Here is a 20,490-nt window from a genome sequence, read left to right as displayed (position 1 = left end):
CCTACGGGCGCTTTTTTTGATGAATTTTTAGGGAAAACAATGAATAAACAAATCACACTTCCGTTTTTTACCCGTTCAGGTAGCCATAAATTAACGATTAATACCATTACATTAGGTGCGTTTCGTAAGCTGCCTTTTGTGATGAAAGATGATCTGTCTGCAGCGGAACAATTTAAGCAGTTTAAGGCGATGATTTTAGCCTGTACGGACTTAACGCCGACTGAGTTTGAAGAGCTGTCGGTGCCTGATTTCACGCAATTACATCAAGATATTCGTGCTTTTATCTTAACGCCATCCGATGAAATGAATGATCACGCATTAACGGGTAAAGACTTTGAATTTGATTTGGCGTTTCCGTTTACCAATGAACTAGAAGAAACCATTAGTCACATTAAATTTGCGGTTCCTAAGGTGAAACACTCTGAAGCATTGGCAGATATTGATGATCATTACGAACGTGAAGAGTTCATGTTTCGCGTTGTGTGTCATTTAGATAAACAAGATATGGACGCCATGGCTTTGAATGATTACTTGGCCATTAAACCGCAGGTGGGCGCTTTTTTTCAACTTGCGGGGGATTACTTTCGCCCCGTGACGTCGAAGCTCTGATTGATTTGATCCCAATGCACCGTAATACCACTGAAAGTGAACTCAGAGAATGGTCACAAGACCAGGCATTACGGCGTTATGAATTGATCTTATCTAAGCTCGGAGTCAAACAATGACGGAAAAGATTAGTTTTGTTTTAGATGCGTCAGTCAAAGGCGTTAAAGACATTGTTTCAACCACTACCGCAACAGAGCGGTTAACGGCAGCACTGGCAGCACAACGGGGTGAGGTTCAGTCATTAAATGGTCAGTTAAAGGGCATTAAAGGCTTTGAAGCAGCAGAGCTTAGGGCTGAAAAACTGTCTGCTCAATTAACTGAAACCAAAAGCACCATGACGTCTCTTAGTGCTGCGATAGCTGAGAGTAAGCAGAAAACCACTCAATTACGAGGTGAATACAATTTAACTCAGAACGAAATTCGTGGGTTAAATCAGGAAATGAAAGAAGCCTCAAAGGAAGGGGCACAAGCCTTACAAGTTAAGCTAAAAGAAGCCCAACTTCGACTTGAAGTGTTAAATACTGAGATTTATCAGAACAAAGCCCAAACTAATGATCTCTCTGTCGCTTATAAACGTGCCAGTGGTAAGTTGGGTAAGTTAACCGACAGGCAAGAGAAGCAACATAACACCTTAAACAAGTTAAAAAGCTCACTGCAGGCGGCGGGTGTCAGTACTGATAAACTTGGTGATGAACAAAACCGTTTAAAGCAACAAGCTGATAAAGCCACTTTAGCCCTTGAAAAGCAGAATGCTCGATTAAAAGAGATGCAATCAATTCAAGGTCGGATTGATAGTCGTAAAGCGAAGCTAGGCGAAATAGGCAGTGAAGCAACAGGGTTAGCAGCAGCTGCAGCACCGATTGTTGGATCGATTTGGACTGCGATTAAAAATGAAACCTCATTTGCTGATGTGAAAAAAGTCGTCAACATGAGTGATGAGCAGTCCACCGAATTGAAATCGTGGGTGCTGAAAACCTCAACCACCACACCTATGAGTGCCGATAATGTCAATGCGATGTTAGCTGCAGGTGGTCAAAGCGGCATTAAAGACATCAATGAGCTAAAAAGTTTTGTGCTTGATTCGGCCAAGATGGGGGTTGCCTTTGATATGGATGCGGGTCAAGCCGGTGAAACCTTATCAATCTTTAAAGCGGCATTAGGTGTTGATCAACAAGGGGCAATGAATGTAGCGGGTCTTGCTAACTACCTTTCAAATAACTCAAATGCCAAAGCAAAAGATATTGCGGGTGTGATGGCGCGTGAAGGGGCATCAGCCAAAACCGGTGGCTTTAAAGTTAATGAGTCCACGGCATTATCGGCTTCATTATTGTCATTAGGCATGGGTGAAGAGCGTGCAGCAACGGCCTTGAAGAATATATCTGGTCGATTGACGTTAGGTGATGCGGCCAGTGGTACTCAACAAAAGGCGATGGCTTCAATTGGTTTAGATGCTGATGATATTGCCGCAAGAATGCAAGACGATGCATCAGGGACCTTAATTGAAGTGCTTAATGCCGTTAATCAGGCACCAAAAGAAGATAAAAGCGCCATATTGAGTCAGATATTTGGTGAAGAAGCCAAAGGTGCTGTGGCATCACTCTCGGGCAATATGGCGAATTTCTCCAAGCTGTTAACGCTATCAAAAGAAGATACATCGGTTCATCGAGAGTCACTGAATCAAGAATATGATGCCAAACTTAGTACCACTGGCAGTGGCATTGATATGTTTGTGAATAAGTTAAATCGACTCAGTGTGGTATTTGGTAGTGCGTTATTGCCAGCCCTTAATTGGGTACTTGAGCCGTTAGGTAAAGGTGTTGATTTACTGGCTAACTTTGCTGAAGCGAATACCGGTGTTACTCAAGCGGTAGGTCTTGGTGTTGCAGCATTTATTGGTTTGAAAGGGGTGCTATTAGCGGGTAAGGCCTTATCACTCGTCTTTGGTAACTCGATGGATAAAACCCGTTTATTTACGAAAGGTTTAAATCGTGAAACCCAAGACGGTGGACGGATTGCAGCATTGGCTGCCAAACGTTGGAGAAGCTTAAATGCGGCTGTTTCATCTAGCCAAGGGCCAGAAAGTAAAGGCAATAGCAGTGTAGGTAAAGACGCTCGTTCCCGTAAAAAGCGTAAAGGTCGTCGCCGTGTTCGTGGTCGTCGTAAAGGACTCGGTGGTTTACTTAGTTCTGTTATGGAAAGTCGCATGGCTCAAAAGGTGGGCTCTGGCGCTCAGTCTTTAATGGATCATGTCTTTTCACCCAAAGGGGCTGGCTTGGCTTTAGCAGGATCGGCTTTACTGCCAATGACGGCAAGAGCATCAGATGTTATTGATCCTCAAAGAAAACCATCAACGGCCATAAAAGATAAATCAACGGGTTTAGGTTCGATGGTTAATACGGTGACTGAAAGCCGTATCGCTCAAAAGGTGGGCTCTGATGCTCAATCTTTAATAGATCCTGTTATTTCATCCAAAGGGGCTGGCGTAGCATTAGCAGGATCGGATTTATTGCCAACAACAAGCAGTAAATCAATGGGCTTAGGTTCGATTGTTAATTCGGTAACTGAAAGCCGTATCGCTCAAAAAGTGGGTTCAGGTGCTCAATCATTGATGAGTCATATCACGCCTAAAGGTATGGCCATGGCATTGGCTGGTTCAGGATTAGCATTAACCCCCATGAGCGCGATGGCATCAGATACCATGGATGTCATTGGTATTGGTGGTGATATTGCTGAAACCGTAGGCAAAACAGGGCTGACCAAGGTATTGAAACCGTTAGGAATGATGATGAATGCCTCTTCTGTTGCTGAAGGTGTCATTAATGGTGATATGGAACAAACTGGCGGTGCATTGGGTGATATTGGTGGCTCTATGGGCGGTGGTGCGTTAGGTGCAGCCATTGGTACTTTCATTTTACCTGGTATCGGTACTGCGATTGGTGGTTTGTTGGGATCTATTGCCGGTGGCATGGGCGGTGAAATGCTCGGTGGCTGGTTTGGTAAGAAACTTGATTCACCCGAAGAAACCGCTAAAAAAGTCGATGAAGTTCAAAGTAAAGAGGCGATGGCCAAGCAAAGCCCACCTATATCATTTTCACCTACCTTTCAAATAACGGCTGCAGCGGGTCAAGATGAAAAGCTGATAGCGCAAGAAATTACCCGTCAAATGAACCAACAATTATCGTCATTAATGGGTGAGAACACTTTATCAACCCAATTTAGTTATGCCGCTATTGATAGAGATAGCTAAGGATCGTTATGCACCACTTAGTGATAGGTGAGTTCGTTTTTTCTGTGGGTGACAAAACACCGATTATGAAGTTTGAAAGAACATCACCAGGCGCGTATTCAGAAGTCAGTTTGATTTATGACGCCCGCTCTGAAATGACGGGCAGACCGCTTGAAACCCTTGATATAACCGCCAAATGGTTGCAATACGGGGCGCAAGAGTCGGTTGAAAAGCTGCGAATGTTGATTGAATTACCACAACAAGTCAGTGATGGCCAAGGTATTAACTTAGGTAAATGGACGATTCAACAACTGAAAGAAGGTAAGTCGGCATTGATCCATAACGGCCAAGCCATGGTGACAGATGTCATGCTGCAATTGAAGGAGTACCGCGAGTGAAGGTAAGCGCCAAAGCCGGTGAGTTGATCACCGATTTACTCTATAAGCACACTGGTCAAGATAATGACCAATTAGAACAAGCCTTCTATCAATTAAATCCTCACGTTCGGCGTGAGGTTTTTTTTGTCGATACCGAAGTGGTGTTACCTCAAGTTAAGCAGGTACCTAAAACGCAACGTGTTATTAAATCATGGGATTAAAGAATGTTTTATCTAATAGGCAATAATGCTGATTTGATCTTGGACCGTTTAAAGTCATGGCGGTTGAATGATGGCAATGGTACTGAAGGCGATAACGTCACTTTGGTGGTGAGCTCTGATGATGTTGATGGACTGCCAGCCAAAGGTGAACGCTATTCGGTGCGATTGGGGGATGTTGTACGTGATAGTTTTCAGATATCAAAACGGTCTGTGAGTTTATACCCACGAGAGATCACGTTAGTCCTCACGGTTGCGCCTTTCTCTATCAAAGATGAAAGTGGTTATCGTGAACGTAAGTCGTGCAGTTGGGATAAAACAACAGTAGGACAAATAGTGTATGACTGTCTTACTCCTCATGGCTTTGATGTTTTTGTTCATCCGCGATTACAAAAAATTGAAATCGAGCACATAGATCGTTCTGATGAAAGTACGCCGGCATTTATGAACCGCTTGGCCAAGTCTTATGATGCAATAGCGAAACCTGTTGAAGGGCGGTTCATCTTTGTGCCAATTGGTGAACAACGTAGTGCTTCAGGTAAGAATATTAAAAGCGTTACGCTGTCACTCCCCATAGTAAATCATCCAGGTAATAGTGACTTTGTTAATGTGTCTGCAGAATTAGATGGTCGACAAGATTTTAATGGTGTTAAGGCTTTTTATAGTTCAACGGCAGATGGAAGCCGGCAACAAGTCAAAGTGGGGAGTAAACCGTTCAAGTCATTAGGCAAAGATAAGAACACCAAGAAGGAAGCAGAACAAGCATGTGCTGCAGAGCTTCGAAAAATGCAACGGCAAGGACGGAAAATCAGCATTGAAGCACCGCCCAATCCCACTATTTTTGCCGAAGGGCTAGTGCTACTTGATGATACTTTCCCTCGTGCCTTCAAAGGTCAATGTTCTGTTGATCAAGTGTCGTTCTCTGGTCAAGGATTACAACCCAATCGAATGAGTATTCAAGCCACGTTAATAGGTGAGTAATGATCACAAACAGTAAAATTCGCTTTAATCAACATGCCTTCTTTTCTGCAACACTCCCTGTAAAAATCTCTGATGCTCAAATCAAACGTCATATTAATGATCAACGTGTACGCCAGTTAAAAGATGTCCGATGCCCACTTTACTTACGGTTTAACGCATCTCGAACCGGTGGAACGTGGTGGTTTTATCGTTATGAAGCGGGTAAACAATACCCATATCGGATTGCGAAATATCCTGGCACTCAGGCCAAAGACATTATGGATGTGGTGAGTGCGGTATCAGTCCAAATAGCCAAAGGAAAAGCCATTGAATGTAATCGATTTGAAACGGTAGATCAGCTGGTTGATTGGCATGTTCAGAGGCAATGTACCTTAAAGCGTTCCACGAAAGAGCGATTGAATAACCTAAAAAGTATGGCTGAAACTCATGTGATGAGCCTATTTCATGGGGTTGCTATCACAGATATAGACCATCAAAAGATAGACAGTGCCTTGATTCAGCCTATGTTTGAGCAAGGCTATTCAGTGAGTTACGTGAGGGCAAATTTCTTCTTATTGAAAACGGCTTTCTCTATCGCTAGACGATTGAAACACATTACCGCCAATCCACTATCAGAGGTCCAATTTAAGACGTTTTTCCCTGAGACTTTCTCTGTTACAGAAGCTCAAATAAAAGGCTGTCGAGTGAATACTGAAGATCTGATTGATATATTGCCGGCGATTGGCCAACAGCAACCACCACAACGATTATTACTGATGATGATGTTAGCCCATGGTTCTCGTATTGGTGAAACCAGAAAGGCTTTATGGAAGAACATCAGCTTTATTGAAAAACGGTGGCTAATTCCTAAAGAAGATACCAAGAACGGGGTAGCAATGAGCTATCCACTGACTGCCGAGATGATTGAACTATTACGTTCATATCAAGCATGGCAACGTGAGCTAGGCTATAACAGTGATCACTTGTTCCCGTTATCTCGTTGGAATAATCAGCCAATCCACAGTGCTAAAGCCAGTGAATGGGTACGGGGAGTGTCAAAGAAAGCATGGAGTGCTCATGATCTTAGAAAGCGAGCACGATCAATATGGGCGGAATTGGGTGTTGATTACATTGTCTGTGAATCTTTGCTCAATCATGCGAGGGATAAGCTAGATCAAGCCTATATCCATACACATATGGAATTACAGAAGAAAGAAGCGTTAGAAACGTACCATAAATGGCTTAAAAAAGGATGGTGTACCTGTCTAGCACCTGTCTCGATTCAAAATCCAATCATCGATAAACCCTTATCCAGACTGGCTTGAAGCCACTTTTCATTATAAACCTCAGCGGATGATAATAAGAATGCAGATTTGTACGAAAAACGAACAAATCAACGCTAATTTGATGGGAGCAGCACGAGCAGTTCCTCATCAAGTTGGCTTAATTAAATTGAGTAAAACCCAGTTGAAAGTTCTGCAGTCGATTATGCTTGGTGAAAAGGTAACAGCAGAGCAGATTGCCGAACGTTGTGAGTTGTCTTGTTCGTGGGCCAGTACTTTGTTGAAGACGGTTTGGGAAAGAGGGTATTTGGTGAGAGGTGGCCATGTTCGAATGAATGGCGGACTTGAGTTTGTTTATTCGTTGGGGTGAGTTGAAATTTATGTAGTGACTTAGACATAATTTAACAGTGCGGCAGTGTAAAAGTTGTTTCTAAACTGATATTTTTGTGTTCAATTTCCTAAATGTTTTTTGCTCTATTAACGTTTATATTCGATATTTATAGATATTCTGTTAATTCTCATTTGTTATTTAGTTTTTAACTAAATAGGAGCAAAGCAAGAGTTGAGCTATTACTAAATATTATAATTTTGGTTGAAATGTAGGCTAATGATTCTAACATATATGAGCAAGATCAAGATAATTATGTATTTGCTTTGATTTATATACACATAAGCCTGAATATGCAACTAATACATTAAATATTACATTCAATGGAAATACGTAATGATGGATTTAAATCAATTAATATCTTCGGCAGTTAAAGCATCAGGAGCGGATGATTCAATCAAAGCTCAATTGACAGAAGCTTTAAAAAAAGAACTTAACAGTTATGTAAACCTAGAGCTTCTAAAGACCAAGTTAGAAATTCTATATAACTTTGAGAAGAATTATCTAGCATTGGTTAAAGAATATAAAGAAGAGATCAAGTTCGCCAGTACATTACAAGAAGATTTACGTAAAGAACGCTCAAAGTTCTTTTCTGAAACACTTAAAGAAGTTTCTCATACACTTAGTGAATCTCAAGTTGATGGTGCTGTTGCTTCTAAGTGGTTAGAAGAACTTGTTGATAGTTATACTAAAAGTTTAGATTTGAGTAGTAGCCTGATTGAAGAGCATACACTTGATACTATTGGTAAGATTCGTTCAGAAGCCAAGTCAAATAAGCCAACGATTACAGTTAGTGGTAGTTAATTAGTGAGAAATAGTACTCAGATAAGACTTTTGATCAGAGCACTTCATCTAATCAAACAACGTAAAGCTTTAGATAAAAAATTACATCGAAATGCTGTAGATATCTTATTGAGAGTATTAAATTCAATAATGCAACTGAAAACGAAAGTGATCGCACCGAAAGTAATGCAAGAGCTATTGAAAGCTTTACGAGAGGCAAGGGTAGACCTTGTTTCTCGTAGTATTAGTGAAGATCCTCAACTTTTTTCAGCTCTTTTTCAATATGAGAATAATGAAAATCTTTTATCTTTATCTTTTGAAAGAGAATATTCCATCTTTATTAATAGTAATTTGGAAAAATTTTCAAACAATATCACTGATATTGAAGATGTTGATACTAAGAAAAAGTTGAAACAAATTACCAAAGAATTGGTGAGCTTTAAGCAATCTAAAAGTACTTCTTGTATCGACACGTTTTTCCTTGGTGATAAAGTTACACAGATTGAAAAAATCTTCTCAGTTTTTGATAAAGACAAGGATCGACTTGCAGAAATTAATTATATAAGAAGAAAAGATCAAGTTCTTTTTGAAAGAGAATTTAATCGATTATTAGGAGAACAAAATGGGTTGGTTAAGTAAAATAGGTGGCGCTCTTCTAGACTGCATCAGTAAACCAGTTGACCTTTTGTGTGATTGGGCTTCTGAGCCGTTAAAGACTAGTGCTCATAATAGAAGTGAATCGTCAAGGGATTCTGCTCATCAACGAAATATGGAAACTTTAACCGCTCAATCAAAATCTGAACACGAAATCAGAACTAGAGAGATGGAAATTGAACATGAACTTAAGGCTAAAGAGAAAGTACTAGGTGTAGATCTTGAAGTTCGTAGAGTTCGTGAAATTGAAATGGCTGTAGCTGAAATTCAAGAATGGAAAAAGGAGAAAGAGTTTGAGCGTATGGAGCGTACTACTGCTGCGATTGCTCTTTACCTTGAACAATTGACCAAGTTAAACGTTGAGACGATTAATGCCATTGGTCATATGCAACTTGAATTAAAAAGTCGTGCTCAACAACTTGTATATGAAAAAACCATTCAGTATAAAGAGCTACAAGATACAGCTATTGAAGAAGCTATGAATGACTTCATTAGAATCGAAGAAAAATTTGGTGATAATGAAAGAGCAAAAGATATTCTATTCAGAGCTGTCGATACTAAAATGGGTAATATCATTGATACATCAACTCGCTTCTTGGAAGAGCTAAACAGAGACATTGTTAGTCTTAATCAAAGTATTGATAGACTAACCAACCAAGGTCAGAAGTTTATTGAGAATCACCTAGAGCGTTTTCATATTACTGATGGAAGTACGCCTCTAATTAGTTCTGATGTTAGTAATGAGAAGTTAATACTACCACAATCAAAGCCAAAGGTTTGAGGTAGTTAGGTTCTTCTGGGCGCTCAGAAACTTCAAACGAGTCAGACTCTCGGGAAATAAAAATTTTCGGGCCATCTTAGCCACCACCACCGAGGTTGGTGATTTAGACCATTTTCGGTGGTGAAGGGCTGAGCGTGATGCGTAACGTTAATTCATGACATTTTTTTGGATGAAATAATCTAGGTAAAAAATACAGCTTTAATGGGCGGTATTTAATCTTAGCTCTATTTATGTGTACTAAGTAACGAGAAAATAAAACTCAATTATTTATTCAACGCCCACTAAAAAAATAGCACTCTTCAGAACCATATCAATTTTCTGGTTTATATATCTTTAATGTAAATCATCATTTTTTAGTTCTAAATTTGTAGATAAACAAAACAAAAATGTAGACCACATTTGTTATCAATAAAGCGTTTATGCCGATATCATTTCTTTGCGCTATTGTATCAGCGCATACTCCACCAAATGATGCTGCATCTTTGGCATCGAGCGAATTACTGAATCCCATTGCTAGAAATACACACAGATTAACTAGCAGACATACGCCAATTATAATTTTCTTAAAAAGCCCCACCAGATGTTCCCCTGAATATCCTGAACTTTGACCCACATAACCTATCTTTTATCCGTCGTTCCTACTGATTGGTTTAAACACAAGCGCAGTTCACAGAAGATGATACTATTAAAGTTGGTTTAAAATTAGGCAATTTTTTGCTATTTCTACTAATAATTTAGGAGTATATGAACATACGAACATACGAACATATGAATTTTGTTGCTATAAGTGCGACCTTTTATGTAAAATTATATTCCATATAAGTATGTTTTTAAAAGCGAAACTAATCACTCGTGATTTTATTAAACATACAAGTATTGTGTTGAAGTTTTGATGCTTATTGTTCGGATTGTAATTAATTCTTTAACCGATGTGTACTTTAGCGTTACTTAAAAGCGTCATGACCCGTCAGAAAATTGAATTTTATATGTAACATAATAAAAAGGATATCCTGCTTGAGAAAATTATATTTAATATCTGTTTTAATTTCTTTTTTTACATCATTTGTTTATGCTGAACCTGTTGATTTTAATGATGAATATCATGTTCTTAGGGTTAAATGGTCTGAAGGTTTTTTAGGTAAACAAAATGTTTTATTTGATAAAAAACTTAAGAATATGGTGATTATTACAAATAATAAAGCTCAAGAATATTGGTCTAGTATGAATATAGATCCTTCTCGGCATACATTATGGAATGATATTAAGTTAGATGATCAAACTGAGGATGGTAAAAAGGTATTAGGCGAAAAATTAAGAATATCTTTTCAACGTTTGTTTATTATGGCGAAAGCATATCAACTTCGAGATGGTAAACTTCAGAATAATCCCATGATACTAGAAACAATAATTGATGGATTACAATTTCTAAATAAAAATTATTATAAAGTTGGTGCTAAAGAATGGGGTAATTGGTGGAATTGGGAGCTTGGTATACCCAAAGATATTAATAATTTATTGATTATACTTTACGATCAACTTCCTCTAAAATTAATTACCTCTTATATCGATACTACTCGATATTTCACACCGGAACCTACACATCTAGGTGCTAGTTCTGGTTCTTATGTATCTAGTAATTCTAATTATCGCGTATCAACTGGAGGAAATCGCACCGATAATACGCAAGTTGTTTTATTACGCGGTATATTAGCTAAAAATAGCACTGAAATATCTTCTGCGATAACAGCTTTATCTTCTGTGATAAATTATGTTGATCAACGTGATGGATTTTATCAAGACGGTAGTTTTTTACAACATTATGATATTGCGTATAATGGAACCTATGGTAACGTTCTGTTAAACGGGCTTGGTGCTCAAATTAATTTAGTCTTAAATACACCTTGGCAAATAAATACCAATAAATTACAAAATATTTATCCGCTTATATTTAAAAATTATGCCCCTTTCCTCTATCGTGGAACTATGATGGAATTTGTAAATGGTCGTGCTATATCTCGACCTAAAGAACAAGGGCATAATGTTGGCCATAATATATTAACTTCTTTAATTTTCTATATAGATTACGCACCTTCTCAATATCTCTATCCGTTAAAGCAATTAATTAAGACTCAAATTAGTCAAGATACTTATTTGGATTTTTTTGATTCAACAAATCAAATAGATAATTATCAAAAAGCGCAGCAATTAATGCAAGACTCTACGATTTCTATCGCTGATAATCAAACTGGTTTTTTCCCATTTCCTGCGATGGACAGAGTTATTTATCGTACTGATGATTGGGTATTTAGTTTAGCTATGCATTCTAATCGATTAGGTAATTTTGAATGTATGAATAAAGAAAATAGGAGGGGGTGGTTTACTGGTGATGGAATGGGATATATTTATACTAAGCAACTAGATCATTATCATAATTATTGGCCTGTTGTTGATAGTTATCGTTTAGAAGGTACTACGGTTGATGATCAAATCATGGGTGAGTGTCAGGGGCAGCGGAATAAAATTAAGGGTGGACGTAATATTCAAATGGACTGGGTTGGCTCTGTAAAACTTGCAGATATAGGAGCCGCAGGGATGGATTTTTCAAATTGGGATGATACCTTAACCGCAAAAAAATCGTGGTTTATGTTTGATTCAGGGATTGTAATGCTTGGATCTAATATTAATTCAACGATTGGTGCGAAAGTGACAACAACAGTTGTTAATAGGAAAATAACAGATACAGATACAACTGATGTTTTTGTTAATGGTGACGTATGGAAAGGGTACAATAATGTAACTGTAAAAAGTTTATTATTACATGATCCCAAACAAGTGGATTCAGCTCTTGGTTATGTTTTTTTTACTCCAACAAAATTGAATTTACTTCAACAAACTAGAAGTGGAAACTGGAGAGATATTGGTATTACAAATAGTGAGGTATCATCTAGATTTATTACTGCTTCAATTGAGCAAACCAGAGAAAATAATAGTTATGCGTATGTTATATTTCCTGATACTGGCATTGAGCATATTTCAACATATGCAATTAAAAATCCAATTAATATCTTAAGACAAGATAACATTGCACATATTATTAATAATCTAGATGAAAAAATAATTGCTGCTAATGTTTGGGAGCAAAAAAAAGTTTTTATTTCTGATAATATATCAGTGTTAAGCAAAATGGCGTTAATGATAAAAACAGAAGATAATATTGAACATATTTCTATTAGTGATCCTTTGCAAACACAAACGACATTAGAATTAGAGTTTAATCAGCCGACAAAGATAATTTTTGATCCTGAACAACGTTTACAACTGAGTAATAAGAATGAATTAATAGTTGATGTTCAAGATCTTAAAGGAAGGAGTTATGATTTTAAAGTTGAATTCTTATCAGATAAAAAACTGACGGTAAATCAAGATAATTTAGGCGGTGGTACTATGGGATGGATAAGTTTATGTGGTTTATTTATGGGCGTATTTATACGTAAAAATAAGCAATAAATATCTAATCTTTATTGAGCGTATGGGAAGTAAGCACTGATAAGATAAAGAATTATTTTTCAGGTTGTTTAAAGCTTTATTACGTTAAATTCTTACCATTTAAGAGGTCGCTTAGGCGGCCTTTGTTAATATGGAAACCATGCAGAGTAGTGGTGTTCAGACTGGTGGACCGTCTGCATTAACACAAGCTGATCGTCAAAATTTCGCCAATAAATTTGATGCTTTCTTGGTTAAAAACGATAAAATACAATAGGTTATAGCTTTAGAGGTGAACTTGATTTCACCTTCTTTTCTCCCTTCATTTGTATTCACATTTATTCTTATTTTCTTGCTAAATTCCAATTGCTAACGTTTTGCTAATATAAATAATTATTTAATAAAAATGGGTATTTAGGGTTTAAAGGTTAGTGATTAAAGGACGAAATAGTTTATTCAAATAAATTATAAAATTGATCGAGTTTTTTCTCTATCATGACTTTATCATGAGCGATTGTGGTTGATGAGTTTTTGAATAGTTATCTATTATTAAGGATACTATTCATAATTAAATTGCTGCTAATACTCTAACTTTGTTATCAATAAATTCAATGTCTTATCGATTACAAGAAGTTAGCAAAAACAATAATAACTGTATGTATGTACAGGTGTTTATTTTATATTATGGAAACCATGCGGAGTAGTGGAATTCAGACCGGTGGATCGTCTGCATTAACACAACCTGACCGCCAAAATTTTGCTAATAAACTTGATGCTTTCTTAGCTAATTCCAATTGCTAACGTTATTTCTAATATGAATGATTATTTTAATTGTGATTATGCTGTTATCTTCGAACTGGGCTTGAAAAAGAGGTACAGATAAATTCTTTACTTTAAATAATAATAATATTGTATTTTTAGGTGTCTCTTTTAATAGGTAAATAGAGCTATTATGGTATTATTATTTTTGTATGATGAATCTAACTAAGGATAATTTATGAAGATTTTAGCAATACCTGGAAAAATGCCAATTACTGAATCATGGTTATTGAAAATAATATCAGCAACTCGATGGCGACAAGAAAAGATTGATATGCATCGGTTTGTCGCATGGGATCACGAACAAGCCTTTAGTGTTGAGAATGAAATAAGTCATCTTCCATCTGGACATTTCGATGTTGTGATCACCAAATCTATTGGGTGTTTAATTACCCTAAAAGCACAAAGTACGATTACTTGGGATCGCTTAGTATTGATTGGTGTTGCGTGGAGTTTATTTTCAGAATCAGATCGAGAACTATTATCTGCGCTTGAAGAAAAAGAACAACCAGTCTTAATTATTCAAGAAAAGCATGATCCTTTTGGCTCTTATGCTGAAATTGCTGCTGAAGTTGCCGGTAAGGATAATATTTGCTGTATAGAAGTGGAAGGAGATAGACACCAATATACGGATACAGAAGCTATTGGTGAACGAATTAATCAGTGGGTAAAGGAAACCCGTAATATGGTTGCGGTATAAATAGCTTTTGTTATAACCCTAAAAAGAATAAAGATGTTTTCCCTTTGTCATTATTAATTATATTGCTTGATATATGTTAAGTTTTTTATTGTTAATGACAAAGGATATAGCGATGTTGTTTTCTCATTTAATATATATTATACCCAATAAAAAGCTATTTCGAAAAACGCTCTATTTCCGCAGTTTCCGCAGTACAAATTTCTAAAGTGAATATAAAAAGAATCAACATTATGGCTGGTGTAAATAACGACAGTTGCTGTATTGCCTTTGCCTGCATTTCTGTAGGAGATAATGAAAAGATCATTCAATATTAAATAGATTAGGACAGAAGCTTATTATGATTGGTCTTGCTCGTATTATCCACTCAATATGAGTAGCCCAAGCAGGGGAAGGTCGTTTTAATAAGGAGTGATTTTTATAAAAATAGATGCAGTTTGGAACTTATTCAGGCATAAAAAAGCAGCCTAAATTAGGCTGCTTTTATTGTTAAATTTAACTTATTTTTTCATTAATACAGACACTGAACAATTATTTATTCTTGATTGTTGCAATGCGAGAGCATACAGGAATGTTCGTTGCATCAAGACCTGGTGTTGTATTATGGAAATCAAACTCAAGTTCTACGTCTGGTTTGAAGATTAAGCAATGTGTAGAACCACCAAAGTGGAACATACCTAGCTCATCACCTTTATTAATATGTTGACCTTCTTCAACCGTAACCGCACAAGAAGACACTTCAGCCATACCAATAGCAATAAAGCACATTAAGCCAATTTTAGGGTTATCTGATTCAATAAAGATAACCGCACGTGTTGCAACAGCAGTTAAGAATGGCTGTGAGTTATTTGGTGCACTGTCATCAGCACCATCAGGATTGCTAAAGCCTTGATAACGATTACCTAAGTAGTATGAACCGTTAACCATGTAAGTCTTTTTAATGGTACCACTAACTGGGCTGTTCCAGCGGTGGTAGCTTAATGCACTAAGGAAAGCTTGATAAACAGTACCACCAACAAATTGCTCTGCTAGAGGATCAAAGTCCATCATATTTTCTAGTGAGTAAGGTTGACCTTTAAGCCAGAAATTTGAAGATTTAGCGACATTAGTAACGACTTGCAAAGGTGCTGATTCACATGCGTTAGCAATAACATCATCGCCTTCTGCGATAGGTCTTACACCTTCTTTAAATGTACGAGTGAAGAAATCATCCCATGATTTAAAACCATAGTACTGATCACTTGGATCACAGTTAAAGAAATGCTCAAAAGGCTTATTGTGATTTTCAGAATCACTTGCTTCTGCTTGACAAGCAACAGTCACCATTTCTTTTTGCGCATTATCACTTAACCAACCAAATACTTTTGGTGTGCGGTCTGGATGGTTTTCAATTAAAACTGAACGTGATGCTGGAGATGAAAGGTATAGGCTCCAGTAAGTCAGAATTTTCTTAAATTGTTGGTTAACAAGTTCGTTAGCAAAAAATGTATAACCTGAATCTGTTGCCATTGGCCAATCAAGTAGAGCATTAATAGGGAAGCCAATTAAACCACAAGGTTCAAGTGCACCTGTTTTAGGATCTAAAAACTCAGTACATTCTGGTGCTTGAGTCATAATATGATTCAGTAAAATCAAAAACTCATCAAAGTCATTTACCTCAGGTGTTTCTAAAGGTGTTAACTCTTTATGGCTTTTTGCCTCACTAAACATATCTTGTGAAAGACGTAATAGTGTCGGATCACTTTCTACTAACTCTTTAAAATCTACAATCGGTTGGGCGATTGAATTAGACGTTAAATGCGTACGTGTTTTTAAATCTTTAATCCAAGCTGCAACATGAGCTTTGTTTTTAGGAAGCCAATTGCCTTTTATTAGAGGATATGTTTGATTCATAATTTTATACCAAATGATAATTTAAATTTAAAAACGCTAAAGCATGAACATCACATTAATATATATGATGCATTTACATTAACGACACTAGTTATTTAAGTCATTATCTAAAACCTAAAGTTTAAAACTCATATTTAAACAATCAATTATAATAAATAGGTAATTCAGTAACGCTTAAACAGTAGTGAGATAAAACATAGACTAAATTAATCATTTTGGTCTAATTTATTTTTTATAAATGGGAAATTTTATTAAGAATGACTTAAACAGTGTTTTTTATGAACTTTAAATATTATTATTGTGTATTTTTTGATCTAATTTGTGACCTTTATAATTGATTTTATGAATATTATTAGAGGCAGTGTTAATTACGATGATTTTAAAATGTGATCTTTGTCACGTTTTGTTTTTTAATTTCGGTTCATCTTAATAGCACAAACAATAAATAACTTAATAAATTATTGGTGGAAAAAATGACTTTAAAAGTAACTGCTAAAGGTTTTGAATTACCTGACTACATGGAAGCTCATATTGAATCTGAGTTTGCTAAATTTGATAAATTCCAAGTAACTTTTCATAGCCGTAATGTATTTATGAAGCTAGAACCAGGTCGTCAATTTATTGTCGAAATTGCGGTTAAGACTAGCGTTGGTGATATTGAAGCATCTGCTGATGAAAAAGAATTAAGCGATGCACTAAATGCAGCATTTGCACGTTTAGAGCGTCAAATTATTAAGAAAAAAGAAAAACCATTGGCTCATCGTTCTGAATTAAATGAACGTGATAAAGAAAGTTTTCTGAAAGAAGAAGAAGCATCAGCAGAAGCTGCTGCTGACGCAGTAATTGCTGAAAACGAAAAATAATAATGGCTTGAACGTACCGTGTTATAAAAGCACTGTATTATAGTACTATTATAAGTTAAGCAAATGGAGCCTTGATCAAGATGTTGATCAAGGCTTTTTTTTATGCAGCTTTTTGATTGATAATCGTATTTTCTTTTTTAACACACACAAAAATAGCATTACCAGAACAGCCATTCCAAGGTACTATCTTATCGTAGCTATGTTCAAACATCGTGACATCAAAAAACGGTGCTAATAACTGCTGTAATTGAACAAAGTTGATTGCCACCATTGGATGATTATCACGCCAAGATTGCGTTACATTGTCAGATGTTTTTTCAATATGAAGTTGTAATTGTTGATGTTCACCCTCGCCACAGTAATTCCAGCCTGATTGAAACATAAAGTGACTGTCTTCAAATTCAGTTGTGTGGCGCACAAAAGAGCTGTTATCGATTTTATCTTTATCAACGGCATTGAAACAAAAAACACCATCTTCACTTAAAGCATTATATGCACTTTCAATACATTGCATCAGTTTTTCAATATTAGCGTTGTAATGCAGTGAATATAAGAAACAAGTAATTAAATCTAATGGTGCATCAACAGTAAAATTACACATATCGTGCTGAACAAATGTTGCTTGTGGGCAGCGTTGCTGAGCAATATTTAGCATTGGCTGATTAATATCTAAGCCACTTGCTTGATAACCATAACCAATAAAATGTTCAACATGAGGACCAGTACCACAAGCAAGATCAAGATAACGTGTTCCTTGATTGCCAAATAGCTGGTGGAGCCTACGGATACAATTACTTTGTTCTTGGTAATCGATATCAGCACACATTAAATCATAGTAGCCAGACAAATCAGTGTATAAAGCGTTATAAGACATTGTTAACCTAATGATTATAAAGAGATTATCTTGGTTATGGTAATCGTACTATTACCAAAGTTGCGCGATATTAGCCTAGCTTTATAACGGCGACAAACAATATTTAGCAAATTAATAAAATTATTGAGACAGATCTCGTTTAATTCCTTTTTAGGATATGAGTTAGTGTCAAATATTGGTCGTTGAGATAACTACTATTTGTGAGGTTAATTGGTAGATAAAAGCGTTTATTGATGATGCTAGGGTAAGTGTTATAAGTTGATGGCTTATAAATATAAGCCTAGTGGTTGCTTATTACTGACGGACAAGGATAATAATCGCTTTATAAATAGCGATGTTTTTATGCGTCTTGATAAGTTTATTTGTAAAAGTACAGCATTAACGAAAGCACAAGCTATTATCCATATTGAAGACGGTGATGTTAAGGTCAATAATAATGTGATCACTGATATTGCAGCTCAAGTTCACGAAAATAATAATGTGGCACTGAGTGGTGAACGCCTTTATCCTCGTCCATTTCGTTATCTATTAATGCATAAACCTGCCCAGACTATTTGTTCTAATATTGACGAGGTTTATCCGTCACTGTTCAATTATATTGATATAGAACGTCCACAAGAGTTGCATATCGTTGGGCGACTCGATGCAGATACAACAGGGTTAGTGCTGATCACAGATGATGGTCGATGGTCATTTAATATTACTTCTCCTAATAAATTATGTCCGAAAGTGTATCGAGTTCAACTTCGTCAGCCTATTGATGCAAGCGCTAAACAGTTATTTTTGCAAGGCATTAACTTACAAGGTGAACCGCAGCTGACTGCTCCTGCAATATTAACTATTGTCGATGAGAAACAGGTACTATTAACAATCACTGAAGGTAAATTTCATCAAGTGAAACGTATGTTTGCCAGTATTGGTAATAAAGTTGTGGGTTTACATCGTGAGAGCATTGGCAGCATAAATTTAGATGTTAGTGAAGGTCAATGGCGTTATTTAACGGTTGATGAAATCAAGGCATTAGGTCAATAATAAAGACAACTTATGCTGTGATATATTTATTTAAAGTAGATATTGCAGCATATAAATAAAATAAGGATAAAACAGTGAAAAAAAGTCAATTAGGTTTTCTTGTGGTAGCTGCAACAATGCTATTAGCAGGGTGTAGTGAGGCCACTGTTACAGCGACTCCTGTTAAAAATGTTGATACTGTATCAGTTACATCACCCGATGATATTGATGTGTTTTGTCCAACAGGTATCTGTACATTTGAATTAGCAACCACAGCACCAACGAAAGTAACGGTTACTATGCACTATGATTACACTAAACTTTACACCAAGATTGAAGGGGTAAGTGTTGTTGGTGAAGGCGCTAAAGATGCTAAAGTGGTTGATGAAGATCAATTTACCGTTGAGTTAACAAAAAAGAATACGCCAGTAAAAATTGAAGTTATTGATTTTTATCGTAACTAATTAAAACATAACTCAGTAACTAACTAGACAACAGTGATGTTGTTATTGAAGCAGTCTTTATTTCTATAAGGACTGCATCTGCCGTCTGTCTGCAATTTATATTCATCATTTATCATTCATTGTTTAATAACGCTTTCCTTTTTTTATAATTAGATGTCATTTCTTTGTTTAGCACAGGTATTGAACGTTTATCATGAATAAGGTGTTTGATAGCCATAATAGGATGTTTAATTAGCATTTTAGGGCCTGAATAACGCATGATTGTTTGTGATTTTATCTTTTGTTGTGGTTTATAACAATGAATCGGGCACTGCTTGCAACTTGGTTTCTGTTCACCATAAGGGCATCGGTCGAGACGTTGCTTTACATAAACGCTAAATTGCTCACAGCTATCACAACGTTGAAAATTTTTATGGTTGATTTGGTGATTTTTCAAGCAATAAAGATCAATCATTGCAGTTATCGTCCTAAATTCACTATTAAGCTGACCAAATAGGTGAAAGTCGTCTTTTTTATTCATAGGTTGTTACCCGCAGTAAGGGAAAGGAATTATTCTAACGCTTACAAAGATGCATTTTAAATAAACTTTTTCAAAAGAGTAAAAATAAACAGAAAGACACTTTTTTTGAGTGATAAGTGTTAATAATGTTATTGAAGTGAAAAATTTAATGATTAAACACAAGAAACATGCTGAGATGGCTTGATTTAACGGGAGTTGAGCAGTAGTATCCACGCCTCGATTTTTATGGTGGTGTATATGAGCAGATTTGAGTGCCTTGAAAGAATTGTCGACGAATATCGTAAGAAAGTTCGTGACGCAGAGTTTAACCGTCAGAACGATAGCGAAGTGGCTAAAGTTCTAGTTTTATTAGTCGGTAACTCAATGTTCAGTCTGGCTGATGAATTTGCTGATTGGGTTAATCGTGGCGGTGATCGTAGCTATGGCGGTAAGTTTTTCGTTTCTAAGCAACTAATGACGTTGTTAGAGCCAGTAACTTTCCGTGGTGTAACGGTTCGTCGTGATTCGATTAAACTATTCAGAATTTCATAAACCTGAGTGGCTTCCAATCGTTATTCAATGACTCTCCGATAGAAAAATTGAAAAACAGA

The 20,490-nt window shown here is 36.5% G+C and carries 19 protein-coding genes and 2 pseudogenes; 18 read left to right on the top strand and 3 right to left on the bottom strand.

Features of this window, described 5'->3' with window-relative positions; genetic code table 11:
- Positions 1 to 39 precede the first annotated feature (39 nt).
- The 14 genes and pseudogenes from OC457_RS07715 (at position 40) to OC457_RS07650 (ending at position 14,278) form a co-directional block, all read left to right on the top strand.
- Complete coding sequence (locus OC457_RS07715; protein ID WP_060999070.1) at positions 40 to 609, top strand: hypothetical protein; 570 nt, start codon at positions 40 to 42, stop codon at positions 607 to 609.
- 112 nt (positions 610 to 721) lie between these two features.
- Positions 722 to 3,853: a phage tail tape measure protein gene (locus OC457_RS07710; RefSeq protein ID WP_262054051.1), complete on the top strand. Its 3,132-nt coding sequence runs from the start codon at positions 722 to 724 to the stop codon at positions 3,851 to 3,853.
- Between the two features lie 8 nt (positions 3,854 to 3,861).
- A complete protein-coding gene (locus tag OC457_RS07705; RefSeq protein WP_060999065.1) occupies positions 3,862 to 4,230 on the top strand; it encodes a phage tail protein in 369 nt (122 codons plus the stop codon).
- Positions 4,227 to 4,430, top strand: a complete 204-nt coding sequence (locus OC457_RS07700) for a hypothetical protein (RefSeq protein ID WP_060999062.1) — start codon at positions 4,227 to 4,229, stop codon at positions 4,428 to 4,430. The genes OC457_RS07705 and OC457_RS07700 overlap by 4 nt, the downstream gene beginning before the upstream one ends.
- A gap of 3 nt (positions 4,431 to 4,433) precedes the next feature.
- Positions 4,434 to 5,408 carry a contractile injection system protein, VgrG/Pvc8 family gene (locus OC457_RS07695; RefSeq protein ID WP_080176372.1) on the top strand — a complete coding sequence of 325 codons (975 nt, stop codon included), beginning with the start codon at positions 4,434 to 4,436 and terminating at the stop codon, positions 5,406 to 5,408.
- Entirely contained in the window at positions 5,408 to 6,712 is a 1,305-nt protein-coding gene (locus OC457_RS07690) for a site-specific integrase (RefSeq protein WP_080176373.1), read from the top strand. The genes OC457_RS07695 and OC457_RS07690 overlap by 1 nt, the downstream gene beginning before the upstream one ends.
- A 40-nt stretch (positions 6,713 to 6,752) precedes the next feature.
- Positions 6,753 to 7,040 (top strand): MarR family winged helix-turn-helix transcriptional regulator, encoded by a 288-nt coding sequence (locus tag OC457_RS07685; RefSeq protein WP_080176374.1) that lies wholly within the window; start codon positions 6,753 to 6,755, stop codon positions 7,038 to 7,040.
- A 354-nt stretch (positions 7,041 to 7,394) separates the two neighbouring features.
- Positions 7,395 to 7,862 (top strand): nickel transporter, encoded by a 468-nt coding sequence (locus OC457_RS07680; protein ID WP_080176375.1) that lies wholly within the window; start codon positions 7,395 to 7,397, stop codon positions 7,860 to 7,862.
- 3 nt (positions 7,863 to 7,865) lie between these two features.
- The gene (locus OC457_RS07675) at positions 7,866 to 8,480 is read left to right on the top strand and encodes a hypothetical protein (RefSeq protein ID WP_235867000.1); all 615 of its coding nucleotides are present in this window, start codon (positions 7,866 to 7,868) and stop codon (positions 8,478 to 8,480) included.
- Positions 8,464 to 9,276 (top strand): hypothetical protein, encoded by an 813-nt coding sequence (locus OC457_RS07670; protein ID WP_080176376.1) that lies wholly within the window; start codon positions 8,464 to 8,466, stop codon positions 9,274 to 9,276. The genes OC457_RS07675 and OC457_RS07670 overlap by 17 nt, the downstream gene beginning before the upstream one ends.
- Positions 9,277 to 10,290: 1,014 nt before the next feature.
- Positions 10,291 to 12,783, top strand: a complete 2,493-nt coding sequence (locus tag OC457_RS07665; protein WP_235867001.1) for a polysaccharide lyase 8 family protein — start codon at positions 10,291 to 10,293, stop codon at positions 12,781 to 12,783.
- Positions 12,784 to 12,913: 130 nt separating this feature from the next.
- Positions 12,914 to 13,036 (top strand): annotated as a pseudogene (locus OC457_RS07660) (DUF188 domain-containing protein); the annotation flags it as partial.
- A gap of 407 nt (positions 13,037 to 13,443) precedes the next feature.
- Positions 13,444 to 13,560, top strand: a pseudogene (locus OC457_RS07655) (DUF188 domain-containing protein); the annotation flags it as partial.
- A gap of 196 nt (positions 13,561 to 13,756) precedes the next feature.
- Positions 13,757 to 14,278: a hypothetical protein gene (locus OC457_RS07650; RefSeq protein WP_080176378.1), complete on the top strand. Its 522-nt coding sequence runs from the start codon at positions 13,757 to 13,759 to the stop codon at positions 14,276 to 14,278.
- 528 nt (positions 14,279 to 14,806) lie between these two features.
- Here the strand turns inward: OC457_RS07650 and OC457_RS07645 are convergent.
- Positions 14,807 to 16,168 carry a phosphatidylserine decarboxylase family protein gene (locus OC457_RS07645; protein WP_080176379.1) on the bottom strand — a complete coding sequence of 454 codons (1,362 nt, stop codon included), beginning with the start codon at positions 16,166 to 16,168 and terminating at the stop codon, positions 14,807 to 14,809.
- Between the two features lie 473 nt (positions 16,169 to 16,641).
- Between OC457_RS07645 and hpf the strand changes: the two genes are divergently transcribed.
- On the top strand, positions 16,642 to 17,031 hold the full coding sequence (hpf, locus tag OC457_RS07640; protein ID WP_080176380.1) for a ribosome hibernation-promoting factor, HPF/YfiA family: 390 nt from the start codon (positions 16,642 to 16,644) through the stop codon (positions 17,029 to 17,031).
- 100 nt (positions 17,032 to 17,131) lie between these two features.
- On the opposite strand, the gene OC457_RS07635 is transcribed toward hpf, so the two are convergent.
- Positions 17,132 to 17,905 carry a class I SAM-dependent DNA methyltransferase gene (locus OC457_RS07635; protein ID WP_080176381.1) on the bottom strand — a complete coding sequence of 258 codons (774 nt, stop codon included), beginning with the start codon at positions 17,903 to 17,905 and terminating at the stop codon, positions 17,132 to 17,134.
- Between the two features lie 342 nt (positions 17,906 to 18,247).
- On the opposite strand from OC457_RS07635, the gene OC457_RS07630 reads away from it, so the two are divergent.
- Together OC457_RS07630 and OC457_RS07625 are read left to right on the top strand one after the other, a co-directional pair.
- Positions 18,248 to 18,937, top strand: coding sequence for a pseudouridine synthase (locus OC457_RS07630; RefSeq protein WP_080176400.1), 690 nt, complete (start codon positions 18,248 to 18,250; stop codon positions 18,935 to 18,937).
- A 74-nt stretch (positions 18,938 to 19,011) separates the two neighbouring features.
- On the top strand, positions 19,012 to 19,380 hold the full coding sequence (locus OC457_RS07625) for a spore gernimation protein (RefSeq protein ID WP_080176382.1): 369 nt from the start codon (positions 19,012 to 19,014) through the stop codon (positions 19,378 to 19,380).
- A gap of 112 nt (positions 19,381 to 19,492) precedes the next feature.
- Here OC457_RS07625 and OC457_RS07620 read toward each other — a convergent pair whose 3' ends face one another.
- Complete coding sequence (locus OC457_RS07620) at positions 19,493 to 19,900, bottom strand: nitrous oxide-stimulated promoter family protein (RefSeq protein ID WP_080176383.1); 408 nt, start codon at positions 19,898 to 19,900, stop codon at positions 19,493 to 19,495.
- 237 nt (positions 19,901 to 20,137) lie between these two features.
- Here OC457_RS07620 and OC457_RS07615 point away from each other — a divergent pair, with 237 nt between their 5' ends.
- The gene (locus OC457_RS07615; RefSeq protein WP_005367981.1) at positions 20,138 to 20,431 is read left to right on the top strand and encodes a hypothetical protein; all 294 of its coding nucleotides are present in this window, start codon (positions 20,138 to 20,140) and stop codon (positions 20,429 to 20,431) included.
- Positions 20,432 to 20,490 lie beyond the last annotated feature (59 nt).

This window comes from Photobacterium toruni (genome assembly GCF_024529955.1).
In the GTDB taxonomy this organism is placed as follows: Bacteria; Pseudomonadota; Gammaproteobacteria; order Enterobacterales; family Vibrionaceae; genus Photobacterium; species Photobacterium toruni.
The sequence above is the reverse complement of the archived record's forward strand: the minus strand, read 5'-3'. Positions and strand labels throughout refer to the sequence as shown.

What these genes read in the sequence shown, in the direction of transcription:
- OC457_RS07715 (WP_060999070.1), top strand. Translation starts at nt 40, where the DNA reads ATGAATAAACAAATCACACTTCCGTTTTTTACCCGTTCAGGTAGCCAT.
- OC457_RS07710 (WP_262054051.1), top strand. Translation starts at nt 722, where the DNA reads ATGACGGAAAAGATTAGTTTTGTTTTAGATGCGTCAGTCAAAGGCGTT.
- OC457_RS07705 (WP_060999065.1), top strand. Translation starts at nt 3,862, where the DNA reads ATGCACCACTTAGTGATAGGTGAGTTCGTTTTTTCTGTGGGTGACAAA.
- OC457_RS07695 (WP_080176372.1), top strand. Translation starts at nt 4,434, where the DNA reads ATGTTTTATCTAATAGGCAATAATGCTGATTTGATCTTGGACCGTTTA.
- OC457_RS07690 (WP_080176373.1), top strand. Translation starts at nt 5,408, where the DNA reads ATGATCACAAACAGTAAAATTCGCTTTAATCAACATGCCTTCTTTTCT.
- OC457_RS07685 (WP_080176374.1), top strand. Translation starts at nt 6,753, where the DNA reads ATGCAGATTTGTACGAAAAACGAACAAATCAACGCTAATTTGATGGGA.
- OC457_RS07680 (WP_080176375.1), top strand. Translation starts at nt 7,395, where the DNA reads ATGATGGATTTAAATCAATTAATATCTTCGGCAGTTAAAGCATCAGGA.
- OC457_RS07670 (WP_080176376.1), top strand. Translation starts at nt 8,464, where the DNA reads ATGGGTTGGTTAAGTAAAATAGGTGGCGCTCTTCTAGACTGCATCAGT.
- OC457_RS07650 (WP_080176378.1), top strand. Translation starts at nt 13,757, where the DNA reads ATGAAGATTTTAGCAATACCTGGAAAAATGCCAATTACTGAATCATGG.
- OC457_RS07645 (WP_080176379.1), bottom strand. Translation starts at nt 16,168, where the DNA reads ATGAATCAAACATATCCTCTAATAAAAGGCAATTGGCTTCCTAAAAAC.
- hpf (WP_080176380.1), top strand. Translation starts at nt 16,642, where the DNA reads ATGACTTTAAAAGTAACTGCTAAAGGTTTTGAATTACCTGACTACATG.
- OC457_RS07635 (WP_080176381.1), bottom strand. Translation starts at nt 17,905, where the DNA reads ATGTCTTATAACGCTTTATACACTGATTTGTCTGGCTACTATGATTTA.
- OC457_RS07630 (WP_080176400.1), top strand. Translation starts at nt 18,248, where the DNA reads ATGCGTCTTGATAAGTTTATTTGTAAAAGTACAGCATTAACGAAAGCA.
- OC457_RS07620 (WP_080176383.1), bottom strand. Translation starts at nt 19,900, where the DNA reads ATGAATAAAAAAGACGACTTTCACCTATTTGGTCAGCTTAATAGTGAA.
- OC457_RS07615 (WP_005367981.1), top strand. Translation starts at nt 20,138, where the DNA reads ATGAGCAGATTTGAGTGCCTTGAAAGAATTGTCGACGAATATCGTAAG.